General features: G+C 58.7%; 13 protein-coding genes. 8 read left to right on the forward strand and 5 right to left on the reverse strand.

Annotated elements, in window-relative coordinates; translation table 11 throughout:
- The first annotated feature begins 80 nt into the window (after positions 1–80).
- The 8 genes from NFU08_RS14615 (at position 81) to NFU08_RS14645 (ending at position 11,703) form a co-directional block, all read left to right on the forward strand.
- On the forward strand, positions 81–959 hold the full coding sequence (locus NFU08_RS14615; protein ID WP_251424344.1) for a carbon-nitrogen hydrolase family protein: 879 nt from the start codon (positions 81–83) through the stop codon (positions 957–959).
- Between the two features lie 9 nt (positions 960–968).
- The gene (locus NFU08_RS14620) at positions 969–2,318 is read left to right on the forward strand and encodes an APC family permease (RefSeq protein WP_251424346.1); all 1,350 of its coding nucleotides are present in this window, start codon (positions 969–971) and stop codon (positions 2,316–2,318) included.
- A 48-nt stretch (positions 2,319–2,366) separates the two neighbouring features.
- Positions 2,367–3,146, forward strand: coding sequence for a carbon-nitrogen hydrolase family protein (locus tag NFU08_RS14625; RefSeq protein ID WP_251424348.1), 780 nt, complete (start codon positions 2,367–2,369; stop codon positions 3,144–3,146).
- Positions 3,147–3,770: 624 nt separating this feature from the next.
- Positions 3,771–5,459, forward strand: coding sequence for a hypothetical protein (locus NFU08_RS14630; protein ID WP_251424349.1), 1,689 nt, complete (start codon positions 3,771–3,773; stop codon positions 5,457–5,459).
- Between the two features lie 373 nt (positions 5,460–5,832).
- Positions 5,833–6,036 carry a helix-turn-helix domain-containing protein gene (locus tag NFU08_RS14635; RefSeq protein ID WP_251424351.1) on the forward strand — a complete coding sequence of 68 codons (204 nt, stop codon included), beginning with the start codon at positions 5,833–5,835 and terminating at the stop codon, positions 6,034–6,036.
- Positions 6,033–7,136 (forward strand): DNA cytosine methyltransferase, encoded by a 1,104-nt coding sequence (locus NFU08_RS21025; RefSeq protein WP_397425898.1) that lies wholly within the window; start codon positions 6,033–6,035, stop codon positions 7,134–7,136. Before NFU08_RS14635 ends, NFU08_RS21025 begins: the two co-directional genes overlap by 4 nt.
- Positions 7,129–10,068, forward strand: a complete 2,940-nt coding sequence (locus tag NFU08_RS14640; RefSeq protein ID WP_251424353.1) for an ATP-binding protein — start codon at positions 7,129–7,131, stop codon at positions 10,066–10,068. The genes NFU08_RS21025 and NFU08_RS14640 overlap by 8 nt, the downstream gene beginning before the upstream one ends.
- Positions 10,069–11,703, forward strand: a complete 1,635-nt coding sequence (locus NFU08_RS14645; protein ID WP_285835601.1) for a response regulator receiver domain — start codon at positions 10,069–10,071, stop codon at positions 11,701–11,703.
- 198 nt (positions 11,704–11,901) lie between these two features.
- On the opposite strand, the gene NFU08_RS21030 is transcribed toward NFU08_RS14645, so the two are convergent.
- The 5 genes from NFU08_RS21030 to NFU08_RS14665 form a co-directional block, all read right to left on the reverse strand.
- On the reverse strand, positions 11,902–13,014 hold the full coding sequence (locus tag NFU08_RS21030) for a NaeI family type II restriction endonuclease (RefSeq protein WP_397425901.1): 1,113 nt from the start codon (positions 13,012–13,014) through the stop codon (positions 11,902–11,904).
- A 307-nt stretch (positions 13,015–13,321) separates the two neighbouring features.
- A complete protein-coding gene (drmB, locus tag NFU08_RS14650; RefSeq protein ID WP_251424357.1) occupies positions 13,322–15,154 on the reverse strand; it encodes a DrmB family protein in 1,833 nt (610 codons plus the stop codon).
- Entirely contained in the window at positions 15,151–18,285 is a 3,135-nt protein-coding gene (locus tag NFU08_RS14655; RefSeq protein ID WP_251424359.1) for a helicase-related protein, read from the reverse strand. The genes drmB and NFU08_RS14655 overlap by 4 nt, the downstream gene beginning before the upstream one ends.
- Positions 18,278–19,879, reverse strand: coding sequence for an NERD domain-containing protein (locus NFU08_RS14660; RefSeq protein WP_251424361.1), 1,602 nt, complete (start codon positions 19,877–19,879; stop codon positions 18,278–18,280). Before NFU08_RS14660 ends, NFU08_RS14655 begins: the two co-directional genes overlap by 8 nt.
- Entirely contained in the window at positions 19,876–24,597 is a 4,722-nt protein-coding gene (locus NFU08_RS14665; RefSeq protein WP_251424363.1) for a DEAD/DEAH box helicase, read from the reverse strand. The genes NFU08_RS14660 and NFU08_RS14665 overlap by 4 nt, the downstream gene beginning before the upstream one ends.
- Between the last annotated feature and the right edge of the window lie 308 nt (positions 24,598–24,905).

The following is a 24,905-nucleotide window of genomic DNA, read 5'->3' on the forward strand; positions in this document are numbered from 1 at the left end:
CCCACGCACGCACCCCTTCCCTTTATTGGATCATTCTGATCTAATATAACCCGGATCACACCCAATCGCGGAGATTACCCATGCAACGCATCCTTCCCCTCATCGCTGCCCAGGCCCGGCCGCGGCTCATCGGCGAACCCGTCTCGGCCTTCGCCGACGAGGTCAAAGCAGCCCTCCAGGCCCAGCCGCAGAGCGAGCTGGTCGTCTTCCCCGAACTGCACCTCTTCGGCGACGAACAACCTGACCTGCAAAGAACCGAAATACTCCAGGCATCCGCCGAACCCCTGGACGGCCCACGGGTCAAGGAACTCAAGCAACTGGCGAAGGACCTCAACATTTGGCTGGTCCCCGGCAGCGTCTGCGAGCGCGGCCCGGAAGGCCAACTGTTCAACACCCAGCTGGTCCTGTCCCCGGAAGGGGAGCTCGCCGGCTACTACCGGAAGATCTTTCCCTGGCGCCCGTTCGAGCCCTACGACCCCGGCGACAGGTTCACCACCGTGGACCTGCCCGGCATCGGCAGGGTGGGCCTGAACATCTGCTACGACGCCTGGTACCCCGAGGTGTCCCGCCAGCTCGCCTGGATGGGCGCCGAGGTGATCCTTAACGTCGTCAAAACCACGACCCCGGACCGGAAACAGGAACTGATCCTCGCCAAGGCCAACGCCATCGTGAACCAGGTCTTCATGGTCAGCGTCAACTGCGCCGGCCCCACCGGCCAGGGCAAGAGCATCATCGTGGACCCGGAGGGCAACACCCTCGCCGAGGCCCCGGACGATCAACCTCAGCTGCTCACCGCGGAACTGGACCTTGCCGCCGTCGAGCATGTCCGCACGCACGGCACGGAGAACCTCAACCGCCCCTGGTCGCAGTTCCGCGAGGGGGAGCCCGCCGTCGAACTTTCCGTCTACCAAGGCCGCATCAACCCGGCCACCTGGACACCGCCGTCCTACAAGCCCTAAGGAAACACCGTGACAACCACCCTCACCCGCACGCTGAAGCTGCCCTCGCTGGTCCTGTTCGGGCTGGCGTACCTGACCCCCATCATCGTCCTGGGGATCTTCGGCATCATCGCCGAAACCACCGGCGGCGCCGCGCCCGCCGCGTACCTCGTGGCGCTCGTGGCCATGCTGTTCACCGCGCATAGCTACGGGCGGATGGCCATCGCCTACCCCGTGGCCGGCTCCGCCTACACCTACGTCCGCCGCTCCATCGATCCCCGGGTCGGGTTCCTGGTGGGCTGGGCCGTGCTGCTGGACTACCTCTTCCTGCCCATGGTCATCTGGCTCATCGGCGGCTCCTACCTGAGCGCCCAGTTCCCGGGCATCCCCATCGGCGTCTGGATCGTGGGCTTCATCGTGATCACCACGCTGCTGAACATCCTGGGCATCAAGGTGGCGGACAAGGCCAACTACGTGCTGATGGCGTTCCAGCTGCTGGTCCTGGTGTTCTTCGTGGCGCTGGGCATCGGCGGCGTGGTGTCCGCCAACGGCGCCGGGGGACTGGTTAGCGGGCAGCCGTTCTTTAACGACACCGCCAGCTTCGCCACCATCTCCGCCGGCGCGGCGATCGCCGCGTACTCGTTCCTGGGGTTCGACGCCGTCACCACCCTCACCGAGGAGACCATCAACCCGCGCCGCACCGTGCCGCGCGCCATCATGCTGGTGGCTTTGATCGGCGGCGGCATCTTCGTGGCGGTGTCCTATGTGACCCAGCTGGTGCACCCGGGCGGCGTGTTCGAGGACTCGGCCTCCGCGGCCAGTTCCATCGCCCTGCAGATCGGCGGGCAGCTGTTCGGCGCCGTGTTCCTGGCCGGCCTGGTGGTGGCGCAGTTCGCCTCCGGCCTCGCCGCGCAGGCCAGCGCCTCCCGCCTGCTGTACGCGATGGGCCGCGACTCCGTCCTGCCCAAGGCCGTCTTCGGCCGGCTCAGCGAGAAGTTCCACACCCCGGTGGCGAACCTGGTGATTACCGGCATCGTGGGCCTGATCGCCATCTTCCTGGATGTGGCCACGTCGACGTCGTTCATCAACTTTGGTGCCTTCACCGCCTTCACGCTGGTGAACGCCTCGGTGGTGTTCCACTATGTGCGCCAGCGCCGGGCCGGGCAGCAGCTGAATGTGGTGTCCTACGTGGTGGTTCCGGTGATCGGCGCCGTCGTCTGCGCCTACCTGCTCTCCCAGCTGGACAGCAACGCCATTACGCTGGGGGTGTCCTGGCTGGTGCTGGGCGTGGTGGTCCTGGCCCTGATCACCCGCGGCTTCAAGACGGCGCCGCCGGAGATGACGGCCACGGAGAAGGCAACGGTCGAGGCCGCCGCCTGAGTTTTGGTTAGTTTGGTGCCGGCTGTTGGGCCGAGGGAAGGAACACTCGTGAAGGTAGCGCTGGGGCAGCTGGAGTCGGGCGCCGACATCGCGGCCAACCTCGCCGTGATCGACCGGTTCGCCGCCGGGGCAGCGCGCGACGGTGCCGCGCTGGTGGCCTTCCCGGAGTACGCCACCTACGAGAAGAAGAAGGTGGACTCGTCGTTCCCGGCGGTGGCCGAGCCGCTGGACGGGCCAGTCTGCCGGGAGCTCGCCGCTATCGCCCGCCGCCACCGCATCGCGCTGGTGGCGGGCGTGGTGGAAACCTCGGAGGAGCCGGGCCGAGCGTACAACACTTTGGTGGCGTTCGGGCCCGACGGCGGCCGGCTGGCTTCCTACCGGAAGATCCACCTTTTCGACGCGCAGGGCTTCGGGGAGTCTACGTTTATCAAGCCGGGTGAGTCCCTGGAGCCGGTGGTGTTCGAGCACGGGGGAGTGCGGTTCGGGCTGATGACCTGCTACGACCTGCGGTTCCCGGAGCTCGCCAGGTCATTGGGCGACGCCGGCGCACAGGTCCTGCTGGTCTGCTCGTCCTGGGTGCCGGGCGAGCACAAGACCGAGCAGTGGCTGGCACTGAACGCGGCCCGCGCGATCGAGAACAGCGTGTACGTGGCGGGGGTGTGCCAGGCGCCGCCGGTGTCCGTGGGGCGGAGTGTGCTGGTGGATCCTATGGGGGTTGTGGAAGCTGACCTTGGGCTTGCCGCTGGGGTGCGGGCGGTGGAGGTTTCGCTGGAGACGGTGGAGCGGGTGCGGGAATCGTTCCCGATGTTCCGGCAACGGCGGTTGTAGGGCCAAGGGCACCACGTCCCAGGTGTGGCCAGCATTGCCGATGGGATTAGCTGAGGGTGTCTCCGTGGTTCCGGCGACGGCTCCGTCGGAAACATTCGCCATCCAGCTTAGGGGCCTTCGCTCCTCGCCCCGCGTTTGCTCCGGCTTCCGCGACGCTGTGGCTCCTAGTGCACCCGTTGCCACAGCTTCCGGGCGGCAGAAGGTGGGTCCGGGGGTCGTGATGGTCATTGCCGCCTCATCGCGTGCTGTGCGGCGGGGTTCTCCGCTGCCGTATGTCGGACGGTGGGAGGCCGGACGGCCGAGTTCCTTACGTAAGAGTAAACACCATTTCACCCGCCCCGGCCCGAGCGGATCCAGGCACGGTATCCGTGGATGGGATCCGGGTCTGCCACTTCTTCACCACGGCGGTGCCACTCAGGATGTTGGGGTGACGAAGTCGCAGCAGCTAGTGGTGGACCGCATCGTCTCCGCCAGTACCGGCCGCAAACTTTGTGCGTACGGGACGAGACTGTGTTTTACGGACGGTTGCACCTCCAGGGATAGTGCGCAGTTGAGATTTATGTATCTTTCTTGAAGACTTGATGCCGGCTTTCAATCGGTTAGGCATAATGATGTGGGGGACATGTGGAACGGCACTGGCAGAAACTGACGGATGATGGGCCAGATGTTCTGATCGATATGGAGGAACTCTTAGTCACCTTCTTTATTCCATTACCCGACTTCATGCGGATTCCTGATAACACCATTTTGGCGTCTTATCGCCCAATTGATTCCTCGGTAATTCGGTGGATTGAAGAGTTTGGGCCAATGCCACCAAGAGACTCGACGCACTCGAGGTTTCCGAATTCCGTGAATCTTGTTAATACAGCGCTACTGATTGGTTCTACGGTATTTCGCCGGTATAAAGCAGACGCTGCACAGATTTCGGATCTGCCGCTCATGGCTGAGATGTTCGCTAGGCATACGCCTGGTGCGAAGGGAGCTGCGAATATGACGCCCGGCCCTGACGCTCCTAGCCTCTTCCGGTCTGTGGCTGAAGTGGCGATACCGCTGGATCATCTAGCTTATGAGGCTTACTTGAGCGACGCGATTTCGGGAATGCTAATCCGTGACAAGAGAAGCATTACTCATGAGTTTATGCGCTCGGCGCTTGAGCGCGCGTTGGAGGTGCTTCGGTCGTGGCAATCAGCGTACTATGAGGCAACAAGACGCGCAGTGACTCTGGTGGAGTACGAGTTGCTGCCTCCGGTTATTCTTGTTGCCGTTCGTTCCTTGCGTGACATAAATGACGAGGTGCCGGTTACACCGAGTGCGTTTGTGACTGGCAACACGCCAAGTCACATAGGTCCCGTCCATGACCTGAATGAAGACGAAATGCTCACATTTCGGCATGCGTCGAGTGTTGTCTCGCCGTTCACCCGTCACCTCGACCTCTACAGGCAAGGGTGTGTTGCACTCGCTCGCGGCAACACTAGGGAATGCGTGGTGATGCTGGCGACTGCAGCGGAGTCTTTCGTCAATGTACTCCTTGCTCATATGCAGTGGGAAGAGTGTCTTACGCCGGAATTAAGCGTTCAAGAGTGGTCACCAAGCTTGGAACATCGTATTAAGAACTCATTCCACAACAGGCTTGGGGGCGTCTGGAATGTAAGTGTGCCGGGACCCGTACAGGACTGGGAGCGACAGGTGGCTGCCATACGTCACAGGGTCGTTCATGCTGGCTACAAGCCCTCCATGGAGGAGGCCCGCTCCTCTCTTAGTACCCTTAACAATTTTGTGAGCTTCTGTGGAGACAGATTGGCCCACGGTGGAAATCTAAAAAAATATGCAAGGACCGCTCTATCTATGATTGGCGTCGAGGGTCTGAAGCGTCGGGGCAGATATACAAGAGCAGTGCGCGATCTTCAAAACGACAGTTCTGAACCTAAATGGGATGAGGTCTTCGCTCGCTGGTTTGAGACTCAAACAAGATGCATACAAGATCTAAGCTTTCCCAGGCAGTCAGAATTGGCTAAGGCGAGTATCTTCCTAGTCTTCCATTCGCTTGCTGATTATCGATGGATAGCTAGTGCAGGGAACACTGGCCAGGCCAGTCAAGTGGATATCGAACTTACTGCCGGGACGGCAGATCCGGTCCTTGCAATCAGGGCTTCTCTTTCTGCGGCGGACAAGGAGCACATTGTATTTCCAGTCTCTGTTTCCGTTTCACGAGACGGGGTCGAGGCAGTGAAACAACTAACTGATTGGGTGGAGGAATATCACTTACTCCCCATGCATGGAGTGATGCGTGATTCAACTGATTTCAATCGCTGAATGCTTGTCGATTAGATCTATCCGCCTTCGTAGCTCGGGATGCGTTCATCCATTCGGTCAACCACGGAGCCCGGACGGAGGAGGTGATCCGGCAGTCGACCACGAAGGTGCCCTTCGCGCCGGCGTTGATCCAGTCCTGCAGCGAGGAAAGGTCCTCCAGCGAGCGGATAACAGCAGACAAAGCACCAAGCGCCCGCGCAACCCCCGCTGAAGTCCACCTCTGCTCTTTGGCTTGGCTACTGGACACCTAGCATTTGTTCGTGATCGAGCTGGCGGAGGCGCTGACGGGCTAAGTCAGTGTGGACTAAGCGAACATGACACCCCCAAGGTGGTTAGACTGAACTTACAGTCGCGGGTGAGAGGTTGCGGGAAGATGGCAGAACAGCACGAGGTCCTCACTACGGAGGAGGCAGCGGCCTTGCTCCGCGTCAGCACAAAGACTGTGTTATCCCTTGCTAATTCAGGCGCTTTGGCTGGAGAGAAAGTTGGGCGGGCGTGGCGATTTTTGCGAAGCGATGTGCTCTCCTTCGTTCGAGGAACTGAAAGTCAGCGTGGACGGACAGGAGAAGCTGAATGACCGCGTTGTCTTTCGATACCTCGCCGTACGCCGCATCCGAGAAAACGCCTGCCCGGCCAGCGGTTATTGACTTTTTTTCAGGTTGCGGAGGGACAAGCGCGGGCCTACGTGCCGCCGGGATGCGTATAGCTGCGGCAGTAGATCTTGATGCGGCGGCGGCCGCGACTTACCGGAAAAATTTCCCTGATTCGGAATTCTACGAAGTGGATATTCGTAAGCTTGACCATAACGCGTTCGACCACTTAGTAACGAGTGACTCACCCCTCGTATTTTCTGCTTGCGCCCCCTGTCAGCCGTATAGTTCTATGAGGCATTCTGGATCAAAATCGCGTCCGCAAGAACGTTCTCTGCTGCTTACCCTCATCCCCTTCATGGATCGGCTGAAGCCCGACGCGCTTATTGTCGAAAATGTTCCGGGACTCCAAAAAATTCCAGGAGGTTCTACCTGGAACAGATTTCTGCGCTACCTCGAACGATCTGGGTACTCAACACGGTGGGAAGTAATTGATTGCAGGGCCTACGGTGTTCCTCAAAGGCGCAAAAGACTCGTTTTGCTTGCATCCCGGCATGGCACAATCGATTTTCCCGAGGAAACCCACGGTAAGGACCTGCTGCCCTACTCCACGGTACGTGACTGGATCGGAGATCTTCCCGCCATCCAGGCCGGTGAGACGTACTCAGGTGACCCTATTCATCGCTCAGGAGCACTTGGGGACTTAAATCTACGTCGTATCATGGCAATTACCGAAGGCGGAAGTAGGTCGGAATGGCCATCGGAACTTTGGCTTGACTGTCATCGGAAGAGTAAGGGGCACCAAGATTCGTACGGACGCATGCGGTACGACGATACGGCGCCTGTACTGACTACGAAATGCACTGACATTACTAACGGCCGATACGGACATCCAACGCAGAACCGCGCTATCAGCGCGCGTGAGGCAGCCCTACTGCAGACATTTCCCAAGGATTTCAAGTTCCTAGGAGGTCTCAAATCCATGACGCGACAAATCGGAAACGCGGTTCCCGTGCTTGTTTCGAAGGCGATGGGACAGCACATCATCGAGCACCTTCAAACGTCTAAGATAGAAAATTGTGGCTGAGTTTAGGACGAGTGCCCGTGCTGTCGACATGTTGGGACGCCAGCAAATTGCGGGAATTCCGAGTGCAATTAGCGAGCTATTTAAGAATGCCCATGACGCATACGCTTCTAATGCAGAAGCTGATTTCATCCGGTTTCAGAATGCGTTCATCGTCAGGGATGACGGCGACGGAATGTCACGGCAAGACTTTGAGCAAAGGTGGCTCACGCTTGGAACCTCGTCTAAATATGCACAAAGCTCCTCCTCTCGAAGCCGGACCCGCCCGAAAAGAGCAATTTTGGGTGAAAAGGGGATTGGGCGTCTCGCCATTGCTGCTATCGGCCCACAGACTCTTGTGGTCACCAAGGCTGACGGGCACGCACGCGTTGCTGCGCTGATTCATTGGGGAGTTTTTGAGCTTGCACACGCGGACTTGTCGCAGCTGATCGTGCCGATTGAAGAGCTAGCAGTGGGCGACCTTCCTGACGTCGTAGGGATGGGAAGTCAAATCCTGTCAAACTTGCGCGAGCTTGTTACCGCAGACGACAAAGGTCTGTACGAGCGCATCGAGGATGACATAAAACGCTGGGCCGATGTGGATCTCGATGAGATGGCTCGCTTCGCGGGATTCGACCTAGCCCACTTTGACGCTGGAACCGCCTTTGTTATTCTGCCGACTTCGCCCGACCTCGAGGCAGACTTAGATGCTCCCGGGCCTAAGGAAGCAGCTCCATTACTAAGAACTTTGATCGGATTTGCCAATACCATGACTCCTGGGCATGCTATGCCCGAGTTGCGGACAGCCTTCCGAGATCATCGTGCACTGGACAACATACGAGACCTGATCGAGGAGCAAGAATTCTTCACTGTCGATGAGTTCTTGAACGCTGATCACCACTTCCAAGGAGAATTTGACGAGTACGGGCAGTTTTCGGGAACAGTTTCCATCTTCGGAGGTGACGCTATCCCATTCCCTCTCGCCTGGAGTTCCGCCCGTGGCGTGAAAACCCAGTGTGGGCCATTCAAGCTCAACTTGGCCTACATCCAAGGGAGGGCTAGACAGTCGAAGCTTGAACCGAACGACTACTTCCTTATAACAGAGAAGCTTGACAGGTATGGGGGTCTATACATCTACCGTGATGGCATTCGGGTCCTGCCGTACGGTGACAGCAGATTCGATTGGCTAGATGTCGAGCTCAGACGTACCAAATCAGCTTCAGACCACTTCTTCTCTTACCGCCGAATGTTTGGCGCAGTGGAAATTTCGCGTGAGAACAACAGTCGGCTGCGCGAAAAGGCTGGTCGTGAAGGATTCGCAACTAACGAAGCCTATCGGCAGTTTCGCGCCATCCTACAAAACTTTCTCTTGCAAGTCGCTGCCGAGTTTTTCCGCGAAGGGGGCGCTCAAGCCGAACTTTATGAGGAGGGCCGTGTCGCAAATGAGCGAATGGAGAAGGCGCGCCGAGCTCGCAGCAAACAGGTCAGAGCGCGTCGATCAGAATATAGTACTGCGCTAGAAAACTTCTTCGACTCCATTGATTCCCGAGTCCCTGAAACCAAAGTTGAGGAAATACGTAGCGGCATCCTAGCTGCCATAGAAACGGCCCACCGGGACGGTGACCCGGCAATAGGTGCAGACCGGCTTGTAAGGGCTGAGTTGGACGCGCGCATGCAGCTTCGCGACCTGGCGTCAGCCCTCCAAGTCAAGAGGCCTCGTGGTATTGCACTGAGCGCTGAGTTGAATCGTCGTTCGGTAGCCTATGAAGCCACTCGATCTGATGTTCTCTCGTCAATCATCGAGCCGGCCGAACATGAGATCGAGTCCGCGCTGGGCGAAGCAGGATTAGCCCTCGACACAGCACTACATAGACGTCTCAGGTTTGACCATGCAGTCGGTCAGGCAGTTGCTGAAGCACGGGACGCGGCAGCGGAGACCAGGCGCGAGCTTTCTGCGGTCGTGGACGATGTCGGTAGACGGGGCAAAGAGCTAGCCCGAGATGCTTATCGCGCACTCGAAGACATAGCCGTCAAAGTCCTTCAAGAGGCTTCAGCAACAGATTTATCGAGCATGACGGACGATGAGTTCACGTTATTGCGGAATGCACTTGAGGGGCGTGTGAGGGCGGCGGCAGCTACGCAAGCCGACGAACTTAGCGATATAGCGGAGCAATTGCGAGCTGTTGACTGGTCGCCGGGAGGAATCGACGCCGACCACGTGTCCTTGATGGACCAGGTCGAACAGCTTGAAGCGCGTGTCGAAGCCCTGACTGACCGCGCAGCGCAGGACTTTGAGCTTGTGCAAATCGGCATGGCAGTTAACATCGTTACGCACGAGTTCGAGAACAGCATCAAGTCGGTTAGAGACAACCTTCGAAGGCTCAGAACTTGGGCGCAGCAGAACCCCGGCTTACGACCGCTGTATACGGACTTGCGTGTCTCTTTTGATCATCTGGATGGATACCTCAAGCTCTTTACTCCGCTTCATAGAAGGCTTTATCGCGAGCCCGTCGAGATTCGCGGCTCAGACGTACAGCGTTATCTGCACGACGTTTTCGATAAACGTTTCGAAGAACAACGAATTGAGTTCAGGATTTCTACTGCTTTCGAGGAGATGCGTGTCCGCATGTATCCCTCGACTTTGTATCCAGTACTGGTCAACTTAATCGACAACGCCGTGTATTGGCTCGCCAGCTACTCCGGGGACCGAACTGTCTCTTTGGACAAGGTGCCAGGAGCGATCACCGTTACGGACTCAGGGCCGGGCGTCAGCCTGGGGGATGAAGAGGCCGTCTTCGAGCAGGGCTTCTCGCGGAAGCCTTCAGGCTCGGGTTATGGGCTGTACGTGGCACGTCAGGTGTTGCGGCGAGACGGTGCTGACGTCCGTCTCGACTCTCCAAGTGCCGATCGAGGAGCACGGTTCAGAGTTTTCCTTCCGGATGAAAGTGAGGCTTAGATGCCAACGAGGTTTGAGCTTCATGTGCAACGACAGGTCTTGGATTTTTTGCAGACCATCCTTATGGTCGATGACGAAGCCTTTCGTCGGGAGCCGGCCCCCAACGAAGAAAGCGACGACGACTGGAATGACGCAGAGGTGCCGTCACTAGGACCTGTACTGAAACTCGCTGCCCCGGGAACGTCAGCTCAAGCTGACGAACTTGATGTCCAAGCTTTGTCGCGGAGCTTTGCCGAGTCAGCACTATCTTGCGCCATACTCTCCCCTCAAACTGCTGAGGAGAACGAGGAGTTCAAGCCCGCCTTTGTGCGGGCAGCAAAGCGAGCGGACGCACTAATCCTTGACTGGAACCTTAATAACGACAACGGGGCGACCACAGAGAAACTGATTCGCGCGGTGCTGCGGGACGACACTAAGTCTCCCCGGCGGCGCCTCCGGCTGACTCTGATTTACACGGGTGAGCCTGATCTAAGGAAAATATCTGATCGCGTTGCGAAGGTGACGAAGGAAAGTCTCGCCCACGATGAGCTGCTTTGGGACGATGACCGGCAAGTCGCATTCAGTCGTGGTCCCCTGCGCGTTGCCGTTTTCGCAAAAGAGCACGTACAGAATATCCCTCCGGAGTTGGCCGATCGCCGGCGAGCGATAGTCGAACTGCCGAAGGTGGTTGTGGAAGAGTTTGGGCGCCATAGTTTAGGCCTTGTTACCACGGCCTCCCTCTCCGCACTGGCGGGGATTAGAAATGATGCACATCGGCTGCTGGCCGCTTTGGGCCCTGAGATCGATGCTGCAGTTTTAGGGCAGCGGGTCTCCTTGCCCCATCCCGAGGACGTTGAACGTCAAGTAGAGAGCCTAATCGGCTCCGAGCTTTTGGCGATTGTGCAAGACCACGAGGTCGGTAGCCACGTAGCCATACCTCGGATACGGGAATGGTTGACGTACAACAGCAGGATTGGTCCGCGAGGTGCTTCAACTATTGAAGCGATGACGGCAGACCTTCGACTTCAGCTCCTTGCCGACGGCTTCAGCGAAGAGATGCAGCAGAAGCTGTCAAATGCGGGAGTGAGCAAGAGAAAATTGACGGCCGAGGCAACTCATCTGTTTGTAAAGACGGCGGAAGAGAAGCTTGTGTCCGACCAATTGTTTTCCATGCGCATGTCCTTGCGGAGCAGATACGCTAAACCGGCCCCCGTCCTTCAGCTTGGAACGATAGTCGAACAAGGAGGAACATACGCTGTATGCGTCCAGCCGCTCTGTGACAGCGCCAGGATCGTAGGATCCCGGATGTTTCCGTTGTTGCCGCTTGAGATCGTTGAGGACGGTGACCGTAGACCGAGTGACGTAACAATATCCGACCCTCGGCTATCGAGTGGCTACGTACGCCTGCGGGTGGTACCGAAACCCTCTGGAATCGTGATGCACGAGTTCAAGGCCTCTGCTGCTGGAACCGTCCAGGTCCGCTGGTATCGGGATGTCGGACGGTTTCCAGTGGTCAACGGAAAAGGAAAAGCAAAGACTTGGCGATGGGTTGGTGATCTTAAGAGCGACCATGCGCAGAGGGTGGTGGAACGCTTGTCCGCCGAGTTCTCTCGAGTTGGCCTCGAGGAAGCCGAAGTTCTACGCCAGGGATTCTGACGCCTCGGCGGTAGACGTCCCCGTAAGCGTCGAATAAGGATCAAGACTCTGCAAATGGTGATTCGGGCATGTACCAACGCATACTGGTCGTCCACCTTTTCCGGCGGTGACCACAAGTGCCTCGATCACGCAGTACACACGCGACATTCTGTATGCAGGTCGAGCAGACTTCCGTGCGACCTGCTTAGCGCCCAAAGGTCATTTTCTTTCTTTGCCTTGAACGGGGAGCACAGGTGCCGTGGTAATCGGATCACCTGGGACGGCAAGACGCCACCTTCCACCGTCGATCATCGCGCCAGTTCCGACTTCCCCGGCCGCCATAGGGACCAAACGGTGACTCACGAAAGTCCCCGCTCTTGGCGACGGTACTCCGAGTGCGGCCGCGATTTCGGGTTGAGGATGATAAGGGCCCAGAATGACGATCCCCTCGGCTCTCAGCTGGTCTCGCGCTTCACGGACCCGCTTGGAGGAGTCTATCTGCTGGGCGACCGTCTCCACTGCGGAATGTTGCACAAGTTCACCTTGTAACTGACGGAACAACATGTTGACGGCTTTCTGGCCCGAGGATTGAGTCACGGCCGACATGGCCGTTCCGGGATGTTTAGCAAGTACGTTGGCTGGTAAGACACATCCGTCGAAGACCCATAGAATCTGATCGATCCCCACTTGAGACAAACGGGGGCGTCCGCGGTCCATAGATGCCACTCCGCGCGAGTCGGGGCCGGGGCGGAGGATACCAAGGCTGAACCGCGAGGTCTCTTCGTTGGCCCATGTCACCAAGTAGGGTATTTCACGTTGCTCGGGACCTGGGCGGTCGAGTGTCCAGCCGTCGAGCCTCTCACTCCATGTGCAGGCCACGTCGACTCCAGCGATCTGGAGTGAGGTAGTGATGCCGTCGTCGAGATTTAGAACCCTTTGGAGCCAGACCTCGATGAGTGGTCCGACATGGGCTGATTCTGCTTTTGTCAGCTGGGTCAAATCCCACCTCCCCGTCCGGCGCCCGTCGTAGGCTTGGTCGAGAGCGTTTCGGATGGCATGTCCGCACCGATCCCCCCCTGGGTCGCCAGCTTGAATCGAGCCCTTGATGTGGTGGATTTCCGGGTCCTGGGTCGGAGTGGGTGGAACGGCTGTAGTCCTGCGGGGACGCGACCTCAGCGCCGGCTCGGGACGTTTGCCAGGGTCCGGGGAAGGGGGTCGGGCCCGTCGTGCCCTCGGGGATCCAGCAGTGTCTCTCGCACTCCTTTGTTCCTCTGCGGCCCATTGTGGCTCGCTAAAAAGAGTGAACGGGTCATCATAGACATCAGCAGCCATCGTCCAACACCTTACATGTGATCGAGATGCTCATTCTCGAACGGGGAAGATGTTTCCAGTCAGTTGGAGACTGATGACGGCGGCCTTGCTCCGGCCCATTGATCAGGGTCGTTGGATATAGGATGTGGATCAGCCGCTCACACGTCTCATTGACTTGAGGGAACAAACGCAAGTCCTCCGCGGCGGTGTTCAAAGGTCCCATGCCTTTGAACACGGGCTCCACGGTCCCTGAGATCCCCACGTACCGGAGAGGTCGGGGAGGGACCCAGGTGATGAACCAGCACTGCTCTCCAATCATCCCCGCAGTTCATCCCTGGATACTAGCCCGGGCATCCATCAGGACTGTACGGAAGAAACCCGGCACGGACTCATCGCCAACAAGGAGCCTACGATCCAAATAGATGTTGTTGCGCTCGCAGGAGGTTTCAGAGATGAGACTGCATGCGTGGCAAGCTGCGAGGTTGAGGCTGTTCATACCTTGTCCCCGGCTCTCGGCGCACACCGGGTTGTTGGAGCACCGATCTGCGTCCTCGACCGCACCTAGGAGCAGCCGGGAGAAGTACCGCGCCTCGCCTAACCGGACAAGACCTCCAAGTGTGCCCTGGACATCCCCGCTGCTGGTGTAGATCAAGAGACCGCCTTGAGGGTCCGGACCGTCATTCGAGGCGTAGATACGCTCGGATAGAGACGACGCGGAGTAGCCGCTCTGGAACTCCAATCGCCGCATCAACAGGTGCGCCAGGGTGTGCAGGAGCACGTAGCGGGGATGCAGATTGGCGATGACACCCCTACGGTTAGCAAGCTTCGCCCCTCGATCGATCCAGTGTTGGGTCCGTCGCTGGACGGCGGGGTCCTCCTCCCATGTACGGAGGGCCTGCTCGTTGAATCGGAGGAAGATGCCTTCCCCGAACTGCTCGATAGCCGGGTACCACTTGAGGCCGTCGATGCTTCCGAGGTCCACCCGTGTGAAGTCTTCTTGCTCGTAGCGGCGGAAACCCCTCAGGGCTCGCACCTCCCGTAACCGGCGAACCAGACCGACGTCCGCAACCAGTCCCGCCAGGGACGGCAGCACGCCTGGTTCTCCAGGGTAGTCGGATGGACGAACGTCGAAATCGGGGTTCGTCACTTGTGTGTCCCCTGCCAGGACCCTGTCGAACGCCGCCCACTCGCCTGAGTGCAAGTTGCTCTGCAGTTCGGCGGTGTCGGTCGCCGGGTCGGTCGTCAGCAAGTGACGGACCATGTGTTCCGGGGCGCCGGTCTGGATGGAGACGACGGGGACGGCATGATCAAGCAATGGTCCCGCTTGCTGTCCGAAGACAGCTTTAAACATGTCGTTCTGGAGGACTTTGTCCCGAAGGGCTACCATGGCCGATTCCACTTCGGGGATGTCGATAGCCGAAGCTGTCTCCGCTTGATAGACGCTAGTGGAGCCCCGTTGGACAACCCGCAGTTCCTGTGTGCATTCCTTGGCGGTGTCCTGCGGTTCCCAGGGCTGCAGGCCCCAGCATTTGTACCCCTCCTCGGACAACGACGTGTTGCGTCCCAACGAACCCAGGTGCCTCGAGGCGTCACAGGAGCGACACAGGACTCGCAACGAGCGCAGTCCTTCACCGGACCCTGGCGTGGTTCGCAGTTCTAGGTGCTCGAAATCCTTGCACTGGCGCTGCTCATCGTTTGAGGACTCGAAGTGGGACCACCGCCGCCAGTCGAGATCCTGGATATGACCTCCCGCCTCACAGACGGCGACGAAACGCATAGGGACCATTGGCCCTGCACATCTGGAACAGCTGTTCGTGCTGGCCCCGTTCTTGTGATGGATCCGGTTGGACATTAGTGCGCAGTCCTGGCAGAAACGCCACTTGGGAAACCTGCGGTAGGGCAAGGCGAAGTTGGAATTGTTACTGTATTCGCTGGCCGTCGGGGGTCGACGCAGCTGCAGAACCCCCAACGCCCGTTCCAAAGGTGGGCAGGACAGGGGCTCGCAGGTTTTCTCGTTCCACGTACCTGTGTCCATGCCGATGAACGATTCGCTGTTGATATCGACGATGGCGCCGACTCCGAACGGGTAGATGGTCTCCTGCAGTCTCAGCTGACGCATCTCCGGTGCGTTGCCCTGTGCGACTTTGGCTTTCGAGCTCATGCCTTCTCCCCGATGATCTTCATGTTGACGTTGGAATCGACGCTGCGCATCGAATTCATCACGGCCCACCCATCTCGTTCCTCGTCGAAGGCGCGCATCAAGGCAGGCTCTCCATACTTTGCTTGTAGGGGCTGATAGCGCAGCGTCGATTTCCCGGTGTCGGGATCCGGTGACGTACGAATACGCCATTGGTCGATCAATCGCTCGAGGTGCTCCTGCGTTGCCTTATACTCGTCAGGGTCCGCACGTCCCACGACGTCCAGGATTGTCTCCCGGACGTTACGGACCACGTTGGAATCGGCCCGGAAGAGTACAGCTTGCGAATCCTCGCGCCAGGGGCTCAGGTGCCGCACCATGATCACCAGAACGGCTGCCAGGGAACGGTGTCTGGACGCGGTGGACCAGGGGGTAACACTGGTCGGTTCAACACTGCGGTAAAGCGCCTGGTGATAGCCGAGGAACGACTCGTAGTGAGAACGATCGCGTGGGCGTGAGGCTCGGTACAACGTTACGATCACCCCCGGAACGTCACCGCGTCCCACACGACTAGTGGCCTGTATGTACTCGGAGGTGGTCTTAGGTTGACCGTTCATTAGCATGAGGGCCAGCCGTGGGACGTCTATACCCACTGACAGCATGTTTGTACAGGCGACCACGTCCACGGCATCGCATTTGTCGAGGCCACGCCCTAAGCGCCGCAGCGCCTTGGGAAGGTCCTCGGCGTCCACGTGGCTGGTCAGCTCCACTATGCCGTCACCGCGAATCTGCCGTGACCTGCCTTCTGGTCCACGTCGGGTAGCCAGCAGGCTGTTGACGTCATCGCGGACAAGGGTCACAGTACGCCCAAGCTCGCGCAGGCTGTTGTGATAAGCCACTGCCGTCCAGTAGGCATCGGTTCCCTTGAGGTCCTGTGGTCCCTGGGCGGCTTGCCCAGGTGCTTCGAGCATGGCGCCCATGGCACGTACTACCGAGGTAGATTGGGTAAAGGCTTGGGGCATGAGCCCGATGTAGGTCCTGCCAGGGGCGTGGGGGTCGTGGACTGGGCGGGCGAAGTAGCTGTCCTCCTCATTGAGTCCAGATGGTGGGAACAGTTGGACGTTCCTGGCCATGAGCCCTTTCACCTGATCTTCCGCGGAACGGATTGTCGCGGTGGACGCGACGATCTTCGGGCGTCCGCCGACCTCTCCTATGATGCCAAGGACGGCGGCGTCGTAGATCGCGACTGTTGTGCCTAGAGGACCGGAGAGCAGATGCATCTCGTCCTGGAGTATCAACGAGGGGGGGTCGTTCGCCGTAGTGCCGGCGCCTAGCAGAACGCCAGCTTCCTGCTTGAAGGGGAGCCGCGCGAATTTGTCGACAGTCGCGAGCAAGATAGTGGGCGGATATCTGTAGATCCTCTCGTCGACGACTTCGACGGGAAGCCGCTCGTGGAAGTGGCAGCTCCGATCGGGGCAGCGGAGCCAGATGTCCCCGGCTGAGTGTACGGCCCCATAGTCCGCGGCCTGTTCCGACCTGGTTTCTGGCATCATCCGGTGGCCGCACCAAGGGCATTCGGTGAGCTGGAAGGGGTTGTCAGGGATCTCCCTTCTCCTGGTGAGCTCTAGGCGTTTGATGGCTTTCTTCTGGGTCCCCGGAGTGGTCTCATTCCCGACCCAGAGTCCGATGGTGAACGGTGCCATGCCCCGGACCAGTGGATCACTCGCGCGGAGGCGTTCCATGGCGCACACCAGGGTCGCAGCGCGTTGGAACTGCTGCGTAGTCAGTAGGCGCAGGGTATAACGGGTGATGACGGCAGTACCGCCGCCCCTGATCCCGTGCTCGAGCCGGCGCCTGAAGATTTCGAAGGCCGCCAAACCTAGGTAGGCCTCTGTCTTGCCTCCACCAGTGGGGAACCAGATCAGGTCTACGAGGTCCCGGTGGGGGTTATCGGCATCTGCGGTGCTTGCGAGGGAGACGAGGATGAATCCCAACTGGAACGGCCGCCATGCCGGTTCCCGCCTAGGCTCGTTTCCATCGGAACCAGAGGCTTTCGCGCGATCTGATTGGAGCATTTGCTCGTGCATGGCGGACATGGCCAGACGAAAGGCGTCCCTGCACCTCGAGGAGCCTTCGAGCAGAGTGATTCCTTCGTGCATACGCTCGACGGCGGTGCGCTGTCGGTCCGTAATCCTTCCGGCTGCCGCTTGGTGGTGTTTTTCGAGTCTTCGTGCCTGGTCCTGTTGTTCTTGGGTCCAGATTCCGTATTCGTCGACGAAGGTTCTTAGTTCCTCGAGAACTTCTGCAGTGTCGTCCTGAATCTGGATGAGTCGATGTAGTCGCAAGATACTGGAGTCACTTGCCATGGCCTTGACGGTTGGGACTGTATAGCGAGGTAGTGGGTCCAGGGACACCGAGGAGCATCCGCTGCTCGCATCATGTTCCCAGCGCACCGACGTCCCGTGGCCCACAGCGAAGACCTGCCGGTGTCGGTAGCGCACCGCTAGTTCTTCCTGTTCTCTATCTAGTCGGAGATCCTCCACCGACCTGTAGGGCAGGATCCGGCCCCCGATCGAGCGTACGGTCATGTCAACTTGGTACAGACAGTCCTCGGTGCGTAGTAGTCCTTCTCCTTGGTCGTTCTTCGGGGCTACTCGCGTATTGCTGATGGCAACGGTGACCAGGGAACTGTTTAGACCGAAAGGCCGCGATCGTACGTCCAATGCCACACGCCCGTCTCCGGGGGCCACCGCGATGGCTCGCTGATCGCACCGGATACCGGAGAACTGGTGCCCCTGGCGCCGCCAAGCGCTGTGGGTATCGGTTTTCTCCTCGATGTAGGTGGCGTATCCCAGATCGATGTCTACTGCCTCGCCATCATGGATGAACGACAGGGCGCTGGACGTGGGCTGGTATGCGTTTGCCATGTCGATGGGGGATTCCTCCTTACCATCGAGGTCTTCTTCACCGGGGGTGTCCTCGATTGAGGCTTGTAGCTCCTCCTCTACCCCAATACCGGCGGGGTAGAGGACTCCGACGAGGTAGGTGGCGTCTGGTCGGTTCCTTAGTAGCTCCTCCGGCCCATCAATCGGGCCCAGGTATTGCTGTTCAAGGTGCTCGATTACGCGCTTCTGGCGTTCGACAGCTTCATTCATTGCGGGCACCGACCTTTCCCACCTCTTGCTGTAGGTACCGCAGCGCATTTTGTCCCATGATCTGGTAGGCGCCGGGGGAACTGATTACGTAGAGCGAGTAACGAGGCCGGGTCATGGCCACATAGGCGGCGGCCCGGCCTCCAGTGGTTTCCAGGTCACCGACGTCCACGACAATGACGTGCTCCCGCTCTAGGCCTTTAATGTTCGCTGCTGTGGCTACCTCGTAGGACTGGTTTCCCAAGGTGTAACTCGCCGATAGGCGGCCTTCGACCACAAGGACAGACGACGAGGGATCATTTGCGGCACTGATGATGGTGATCTTCTTACGACTGACGTCTTGGTCACGGAGGTTACTAAGGCGAGCGTCAAGAAGGCGGAGGGCTTCCTCGGGGCTTCGTGCCTTTACGATCGAAGCGTCCGGTCCTTCGCCGATGCGTGGACTTCCGAGGTCCGCCCCGAGATGGGACTGCACTGCAGTCACGATGGTTCGGGCGTTCCTGACGTTCTTCGTCAGGTCGACAATGACAGCACTAGCCTGGATCTCCTTGTACACCATCTCGTCGAACACCCCGCTCAAGTGAGTCTGATTGTTGGGGTCCAGGAAGATCCACCACCTACCGCCCTGCAATCCGCCGCGAACGGATTCCGAAAGCCTGCTCATGTCTTCCAGATTGAGAAGGTCCTGTGCCTCGTCGACTACGACCACGTCGAACACGGGTTCGCTGGGAATCGAATCGAAGGACACCAACTGCACTGGGCTGTTGATTAGCAATTCCGAGGCGAGTTTCAACACGCCAGGGGAGCCGCAGACGAAAGCGACGGAACTCCCGTCGATCGCGGCACGGCGAGCCGCTTCTATCGCCACAACTGTTTTACCCGTCCCGGCGCCGCCAAGGACCATGACCCGTGGATTTCGTTCGAATGCCCGCATCGCATCGACCTGCTCGTCGGTCATGGTCACAATGTTTCGGTCGATGAGCATTTCGGTGTCTGGCACTGTCCGCATAGCGTCCACCTCGCGACGGAGGAAGGTGATCAAAGTCGAGAGGTTTGCCATCGGACGAAGGTGACGGGAGGTGTCGGAGTTACCTGGCGGTGTGCGCGCCAGGCGAGCTAGCGCGTCCAGGCTCCGCTCCAGTGCTGCCGGAGTCATCCGTTCCAACCCGATGTGTTGCTGCGGAACCCATTCGACGTCAGCGGGAAGGTTCTGGTCAGGGGTCACAACGGCATATGCGAACGGCAAACCCTCGTGCGTGTGCTCGGCGAGGATGTCGAGTAAGGCGAATGAAGCGTCCTTTGCCTGAACCCACGGGCTGCGTTTCAAAAGATGACGGGTGCCCTGACGGTCCACCGAGTACCAGAGGCCGTTATCGGTCCGCCCGATTCGCCCACCCTTGACCTCCAGCACGAGGATGGTTCCTTTCCACAGCACAACAAAGTCCGCCTCACCCATAACCTGCTTGCGGTGGCGAGGAAGGTGGACCGAATGATATGCGACACCTTCGTCGGAGCGGATCGCTGTGAGGAGTTGCGCGACTTTCCGTTCCGCACGACTCTGGGCGTCAATGTAATCCGTCGGTGGGATTAACCTCATGATCCCTCGACCCCCCAGTACTGGGTGAACCCTCGGTAGGCAAGATCAACGTCGACATTCGCGATCGTGTCCTCGAGGTTCACAACCAAACACCGCTCGGAACCACGGTTCTTGGGTCCACGCAATCCCCGACCGACCATCTGCACGTACTGGCTTTCGCTCAGGGTCGGCCGGGCAACGTAAAGGGCCCGGACCTGCGGCGCGTCGAACCCCTGCGTTAACAGCTCGCAATTGACAAGGACTTGGAGCGATCCTTGCTTGAAATCGGAGATCACTTTCGCTCGCTCCCCGCGCGAACTCCGGCCACTTACCGATCCCGCCTGCACACCCTTACTCTTCAAGATGGTCGCTAGGACCTGCGCCGAGAGCACCGACGGCATGAACACCAAAACCTTCCATTCCTCCGGTAATGCCATGATGTGATTGACGATGCCTTTGGTCCTCGTTTGGTCTTCACCCACTCGGTTCAAAGTGTCCTGCGACAAGTTCTTGCGTTCGATCTCCGACATTCCGACATCCAGGCGGGTACCGGGAAGGACCTGATGATCAATACGTGCCAGAACTTCACGGTCCTGAAGTTCCTTGATTGGATCAGGGCCCAACGTCTGGACAAGATTGTTCCCGAACCGCTTCGCCAACAGACTCGTCACCTCGGGGTTCCGTCCCCGGTACGGGGTGGCCGAAAGACCGATAAGTGGACGCTCGCGGTTTCCAAGGTCTACACCGAGTCTCTGAAAAATCCTCCTGTACATTTTGTTGTCCGCCGCCCTATGCGCTTCGTCGACAATTACAGCGACAGGAGCATAGATCCAGTCGTACGAATCATCATCGATGTGCTCGTAGAGCATTGCATCTGTCGCCACGACCACGCTTAACTCCAGTTCGGGTGCCTGCGGTCGATGGGTACCAAAGAATCGGTTAATACTTAACGACCGCTGATCGGAGAACTCCCGCCATACCTCACTCCACGTGGTGATTGCCTGCTCGCATAATTCCTCGGACTGCGCGATCCACAAGACGGGGCCGATGGACGCGAAATCGTTGTTCAGGAATGCCCTGACCAACGACTCCACGGCGACGCGGGTCTTACCCGCACCAGTCGGCAATTCCAACAGGGCCTTGTCGGCATGGCCAGGGTTTGAACGAAGGCAAAACCGGAGTTCCCGCAGAGCCTCCTGCTGGTAGTCGTGCAACTCTCCCAGTCCAGGTTTGCCCATCACGATCTCCGCTGGTGGCCGCGAAGGCTTGGACGTCCCAGCGAAGTCTGGCGTAAACCCCAAATCCGTTACGAACCTGCGAGCAGGGCCCAGACCACCCCATTTGTCAGGTGGCGTCAATCCGAGAGCCCTCAACTCATCCGTGAGAAGACTCAAGGAGTCAGTCCCGAAGGAATCGAGGAACAGGCCTGCCATATCTTCGTCCTGGACAGGGGTTCCCATGGCCCTGAGAGTATCCGAAAGACCAGGAGGAAGCTTCGCGTTCAGCTGATCGGGGGACGCCAGAATTTTCAAGCGGTCCTCGTTAGAAGATGCGGCACGAGACCGCTGCCTCAACTCGTCTAAATCAGCGTCGAAGAGCTCCTGTACAGCACTCTGAGCGTCCGCGGCACTCAACCCTAGACCGACTTCCTGATTGATCCAGGCAAGCAGGTCGTAAGCATTCTTCCTCACGGAAGGGTCACTGGTTACATATACCGTCCCGTCGTGGAAGGCCCGCGTCAGAAGTTGCTCTTGGGTACCCGCCGGCGTCAACTGACGGGCCACGATTCCGGAGCATTCCGTGATGGTAAGTCGTCGATCTTTGCGGTCAAGCAGACGGTAGACGGTCGGAATGCAGTCTGTAAGGAGCACAGACTCGGCAGGCTGCTGGGGAATCAACTCGAACTGAATGGCGCTCGCGGCGTCCTGGAAGTCAGCGTGCTCGAAAAGGATGTTTCGGACAGTGTCGTCCTCGACGAAAAGATACGGATTCTTTGATCGTTTCAGAACCTGGACCTGCGCCTCTTGAGATGCGATGAAGATCTGCCCTGCGGGGACCAGCTCGATCTCAGTACCCACCACCGCTGGAACCTCGCCCGCCCAACGTTGTTCGTCATGTGTTCTCGGAAGAGCTTTGGACAGGAAGCTCACGAGGGAGCTGGTGACTGCAGCCGTGGCCTGCATGCCCCGGCCTGCTTTCATGCCCTCGACGAGAACCTCAGGGTCGATCTCCTCGATCGACCCAGGCAGCGGCAGGATACCGAAGTGCGAATCCTTGGGTAGGGGTACCCAGGGAAGATACTGTTGCAGGAGGGGAGACACCACGCGTGAGGCCGGGAGGACACTGCCGAAGGAGGTGTCTGCCAGACCCCATGTCATAACCGCCCAAAGATGCGGGGCCAGGACTAGGAAGCTCTCGGACCCATCAGGGCTGTGGAGATTCCACTCTCGAGACGTATTGGTCCTAAGCAGGGCAGCAGTCAACTGCACCAAGTGAACGGTTGGTTGAGGGCTAACTTGGAACAGATCTTTGAGGAGCCCAATGGGCCCGCCCCCTCGTTCTTCCGCGAAGTACCAATCTTCCGGTGCTGAATTTTGGTCCCCCGCGCCTGCCTCCCAGGCCTGTTCGACTGCCCAGGCGCGGTAGAGCGAGAACTCGGCCTCCTCGATAACGGGATACCGGGGCGAGAATCCGGTGACAACGCCGAGGACCTCAATAAGTTCCTTGGTAAGGAAGTTAGGTAGCAGCACTCGATCCGGCCAGGGGATATCCACGGCCGGGTTCTGAAAAGCGAAGACCTCTTCAGAATTGCGCCACGTCGAAGCCTGCGTCATAACTTTGACGATGTTGCCCCCATGTCTCCAGCTTTTGAGTATGAGGGCTAAGCGGCGTGGTTCGAGATTGAGTGACTGGTCCCAAAGGTCTTCCCACTGACGATCCGCGGAGCGTGGCCCCAAGCTAGAGAGCATAGAGGTAAAGACGACCTCAGCGTCGAGCACTTTGAACCCGAAATTCTCGAGAATCTTGCGGAAGGAGACGTTTTTGGCAATGTCGCCAGCAACGAGTTCATAGCCAGGTAGTTCCTGTCCGCCATCGGGAGGAAGGTAAACGTTCGCATACTCGTTCAGGGCGACTCTTCGGCCCCTGTCAGTAGGAACGATGCGGGCTGCGGAGAAGCTTACGCGTGCCTTCTCCACCTCGATGCTGGGAATCAAAGCAAGGGCTGCTCGTGAATACCTGAGATCGTCAACATCGCCAAGCATATTCAACCACTTTGAGGGGTGGAGTTCGTTTCTCGACGCCGGCAAATCTCGTTGTAAGAGCGCCCCGGCGTCGGCGAACGCCCGTCGATGCAATTCTCGTAAGCGGACCCTAATAGTTCCGCTCTTGTCGTCTTGGTAACACGACAAGTGAGGCACATTGTCGGGTGTATGTGGGGCAGCAGCCCACACGGCCATGGCACTCTCGGGTAATACCACCCCGTAGTTTAGAGCGATGATATCGCAACCGTGGTGGAGTTGCCCGGTGGCGTCGGGGATTAGAGCGGATTCGGAAGCCTTGCGATGGATATGCGAGATTAAGGCCTTGTCGGCCAGAGAGTGGTACTCCTGGGGCCGGCTAGGTAGGTATCTGAGATGCCGAGCGGGTTGCTCTTTTGTGCGAAGGTTCGGCAAGGAATCGACGAAAAGTTGAGCCAGGGTGTCAAAAATCTCGGCGTTGTATTTCTTCTCTGTCAGAATATGGCTTCGGTCTTCACTCAGGGCCCAGGGCGCGTTAAAAATGCCGACGGCGGAGGTCCGGTCGGACAGGGGGAAGTTGGCCCAGAATTCCCCTTCTCTGCCGGGGTTGTCTAGAGGCATGGCGCAGGTAACGTTGATCGACTTCCGGGCGATCGCATCATCCACCTCTTGTCGTGCCGATAGCGAGGGTTCGTGTGCCCTTTTGAAGATCGCCCACCTCTGCGTCGCGAGACGGGGCCCCTGCAGTTCGTAGGACGAACGTCCAATTGATCGACACGAGTGCTCAACCTCCGGCTGACCGCCATTCCGACGTATGGTAATGGTCAACTTCTCCACGTGGGGCGTGAAGAGCAGGAACTGAGTTTGGAAGCCGAGTAGCTGTTCCTCAAGCTCCACATTCTGGTGAAGCGGAAGCCGTACTACTGTGGTCGCCCATTCCGTCAGTTCCTGAAGCGTGGCATCTTCGCCAATCGCGTCCATTGCCTTCAAGACCGTGGGTAGGCGGAGTATCGGCAGGTCGTTGTCGCGCGCAGCAACTCTAGCAAGGATCGCACGAGCCTCCGGCGCCCCGAATTGGAAACTGACTGAACGGCTAAAGACCTGCGGGTTTTCGGTCACGGCCAGGACCGACTTGAACCCGTTGCCGTACCGGCCGATTTCTTCGCCCCTCTTGTCGCTGAGGTAGGCATGAGTAATCGCGTCGATTCCTGCCTGGTCGAATTCCTTGCCGTCGTTAGCACAGTAAAGGTATCGATCGGTCAGAATGAGCTTGATTCTTCCCGTCTTTCCTGACCTGAAAATTGCGTCAGCTGCGTTCTGGACCAGTTCTGTGACCTGACGACGAGAGTACCCACTCGTTCGGAAAGAGTTCTCCTGCCCCACGTGCTCCTCGAGCATCTTGGGATCTTCTTGGTAGATCCGAGGGACCACCGCACGCCAGTTCTCGAGAAAATTCAGGAGCACAGCATTCGGCTCGTTCCAAATAAAATCGTGCGACACTGCTGATTTCCCTTCCCAAATAGACTTCTCGATCCTAACGATGCAGAGGAGACTTCACGCGGATGATCATCCAAACATTTGGGGTGTGGCGTGTTTGTCATAGCGCTTCGAGGAGCCACCAGCGCAGGCTCCTGGTTGGGCTGCATCAGGTCCTTATGCATGCGGCAGAAAATGAAAGCCATCAATGAAGACGCTTCTTTACGTGATGACGAGGCCATCAGAGCGAGAAAGTCTCAGCCTTGAGAATATGGACCGGCTAAAGAATGTGGAAGCGCCCCTTCGGAATCGAGGACCCCACTCGATCTACC

This window comes from Pseudarthrobacter sp. NCCP-2145, assembly GCF_023708005.1.
In the GTDB taxonomy this organism is placed as follows: domain Bacteria; phylum Actinomycetota; class Actinomycetes; order Actinomycetales; family Micrococcaceae; genus Arthrobacter; species Arthrobacter oxydans.

Coding starts and splice junctions, on each gene's coding strand:
- NFU08_RS14615 (WP_251424344.1), top strand. CDS start 81: ATGCAACGCATCCTTCCCCTCATCGCTGCCCAGGCCCGGCCGCGGCTC.
- NFU08_RS14635 (WP_251424351.1), top strand. CDS start 5,833: ATGGCAGAACAGCACGAGGTCCTCACTACGGAGGAGGCAGCGGCCTTG.
- NFU08_RS21025 (WP_397425898.1), top strand. CDS start 6,033: ATGACCGCGTTGTCTTTCGATACCTCGCCGTACGCCGCATCCGAGAAA.
- NFU08_RS14645 (WP_285835601.1), top strand. CDS start 10,069: ATGCCAACGAGGTTTGAGCTTCATGTGCAACGACAGGTCTTGGATTTT.
- NFU08_RS21030 (WP_397425901.1), bottom strand. CDS start 13,014: ATGGCTGCTGATGTCTATGATGACCCGTTCACTCTTTTTAGCGAGCCA.
- drmB (WP_251424357.1), bottom strand. CDS start 15,154: ATGAGCTCGAAAGCCAAAGTCGCACAGGGCAACGCACCGGAGATGCGT.
- NFU08_RS14655 (WP_251424359.1), bottom strand. CDS start 18,285: ATGAATGAAGCTGTCGAACGCCAGAAGCGCGTAATCGAGCACCTTGAA.
- NFU08_RS14660 (WP_251424361.1), bottom strand. CDS start 19,879: ATGAGGTTAATCCCACCGACGGATTACATTGACGCCCAGAGTCGTGCG.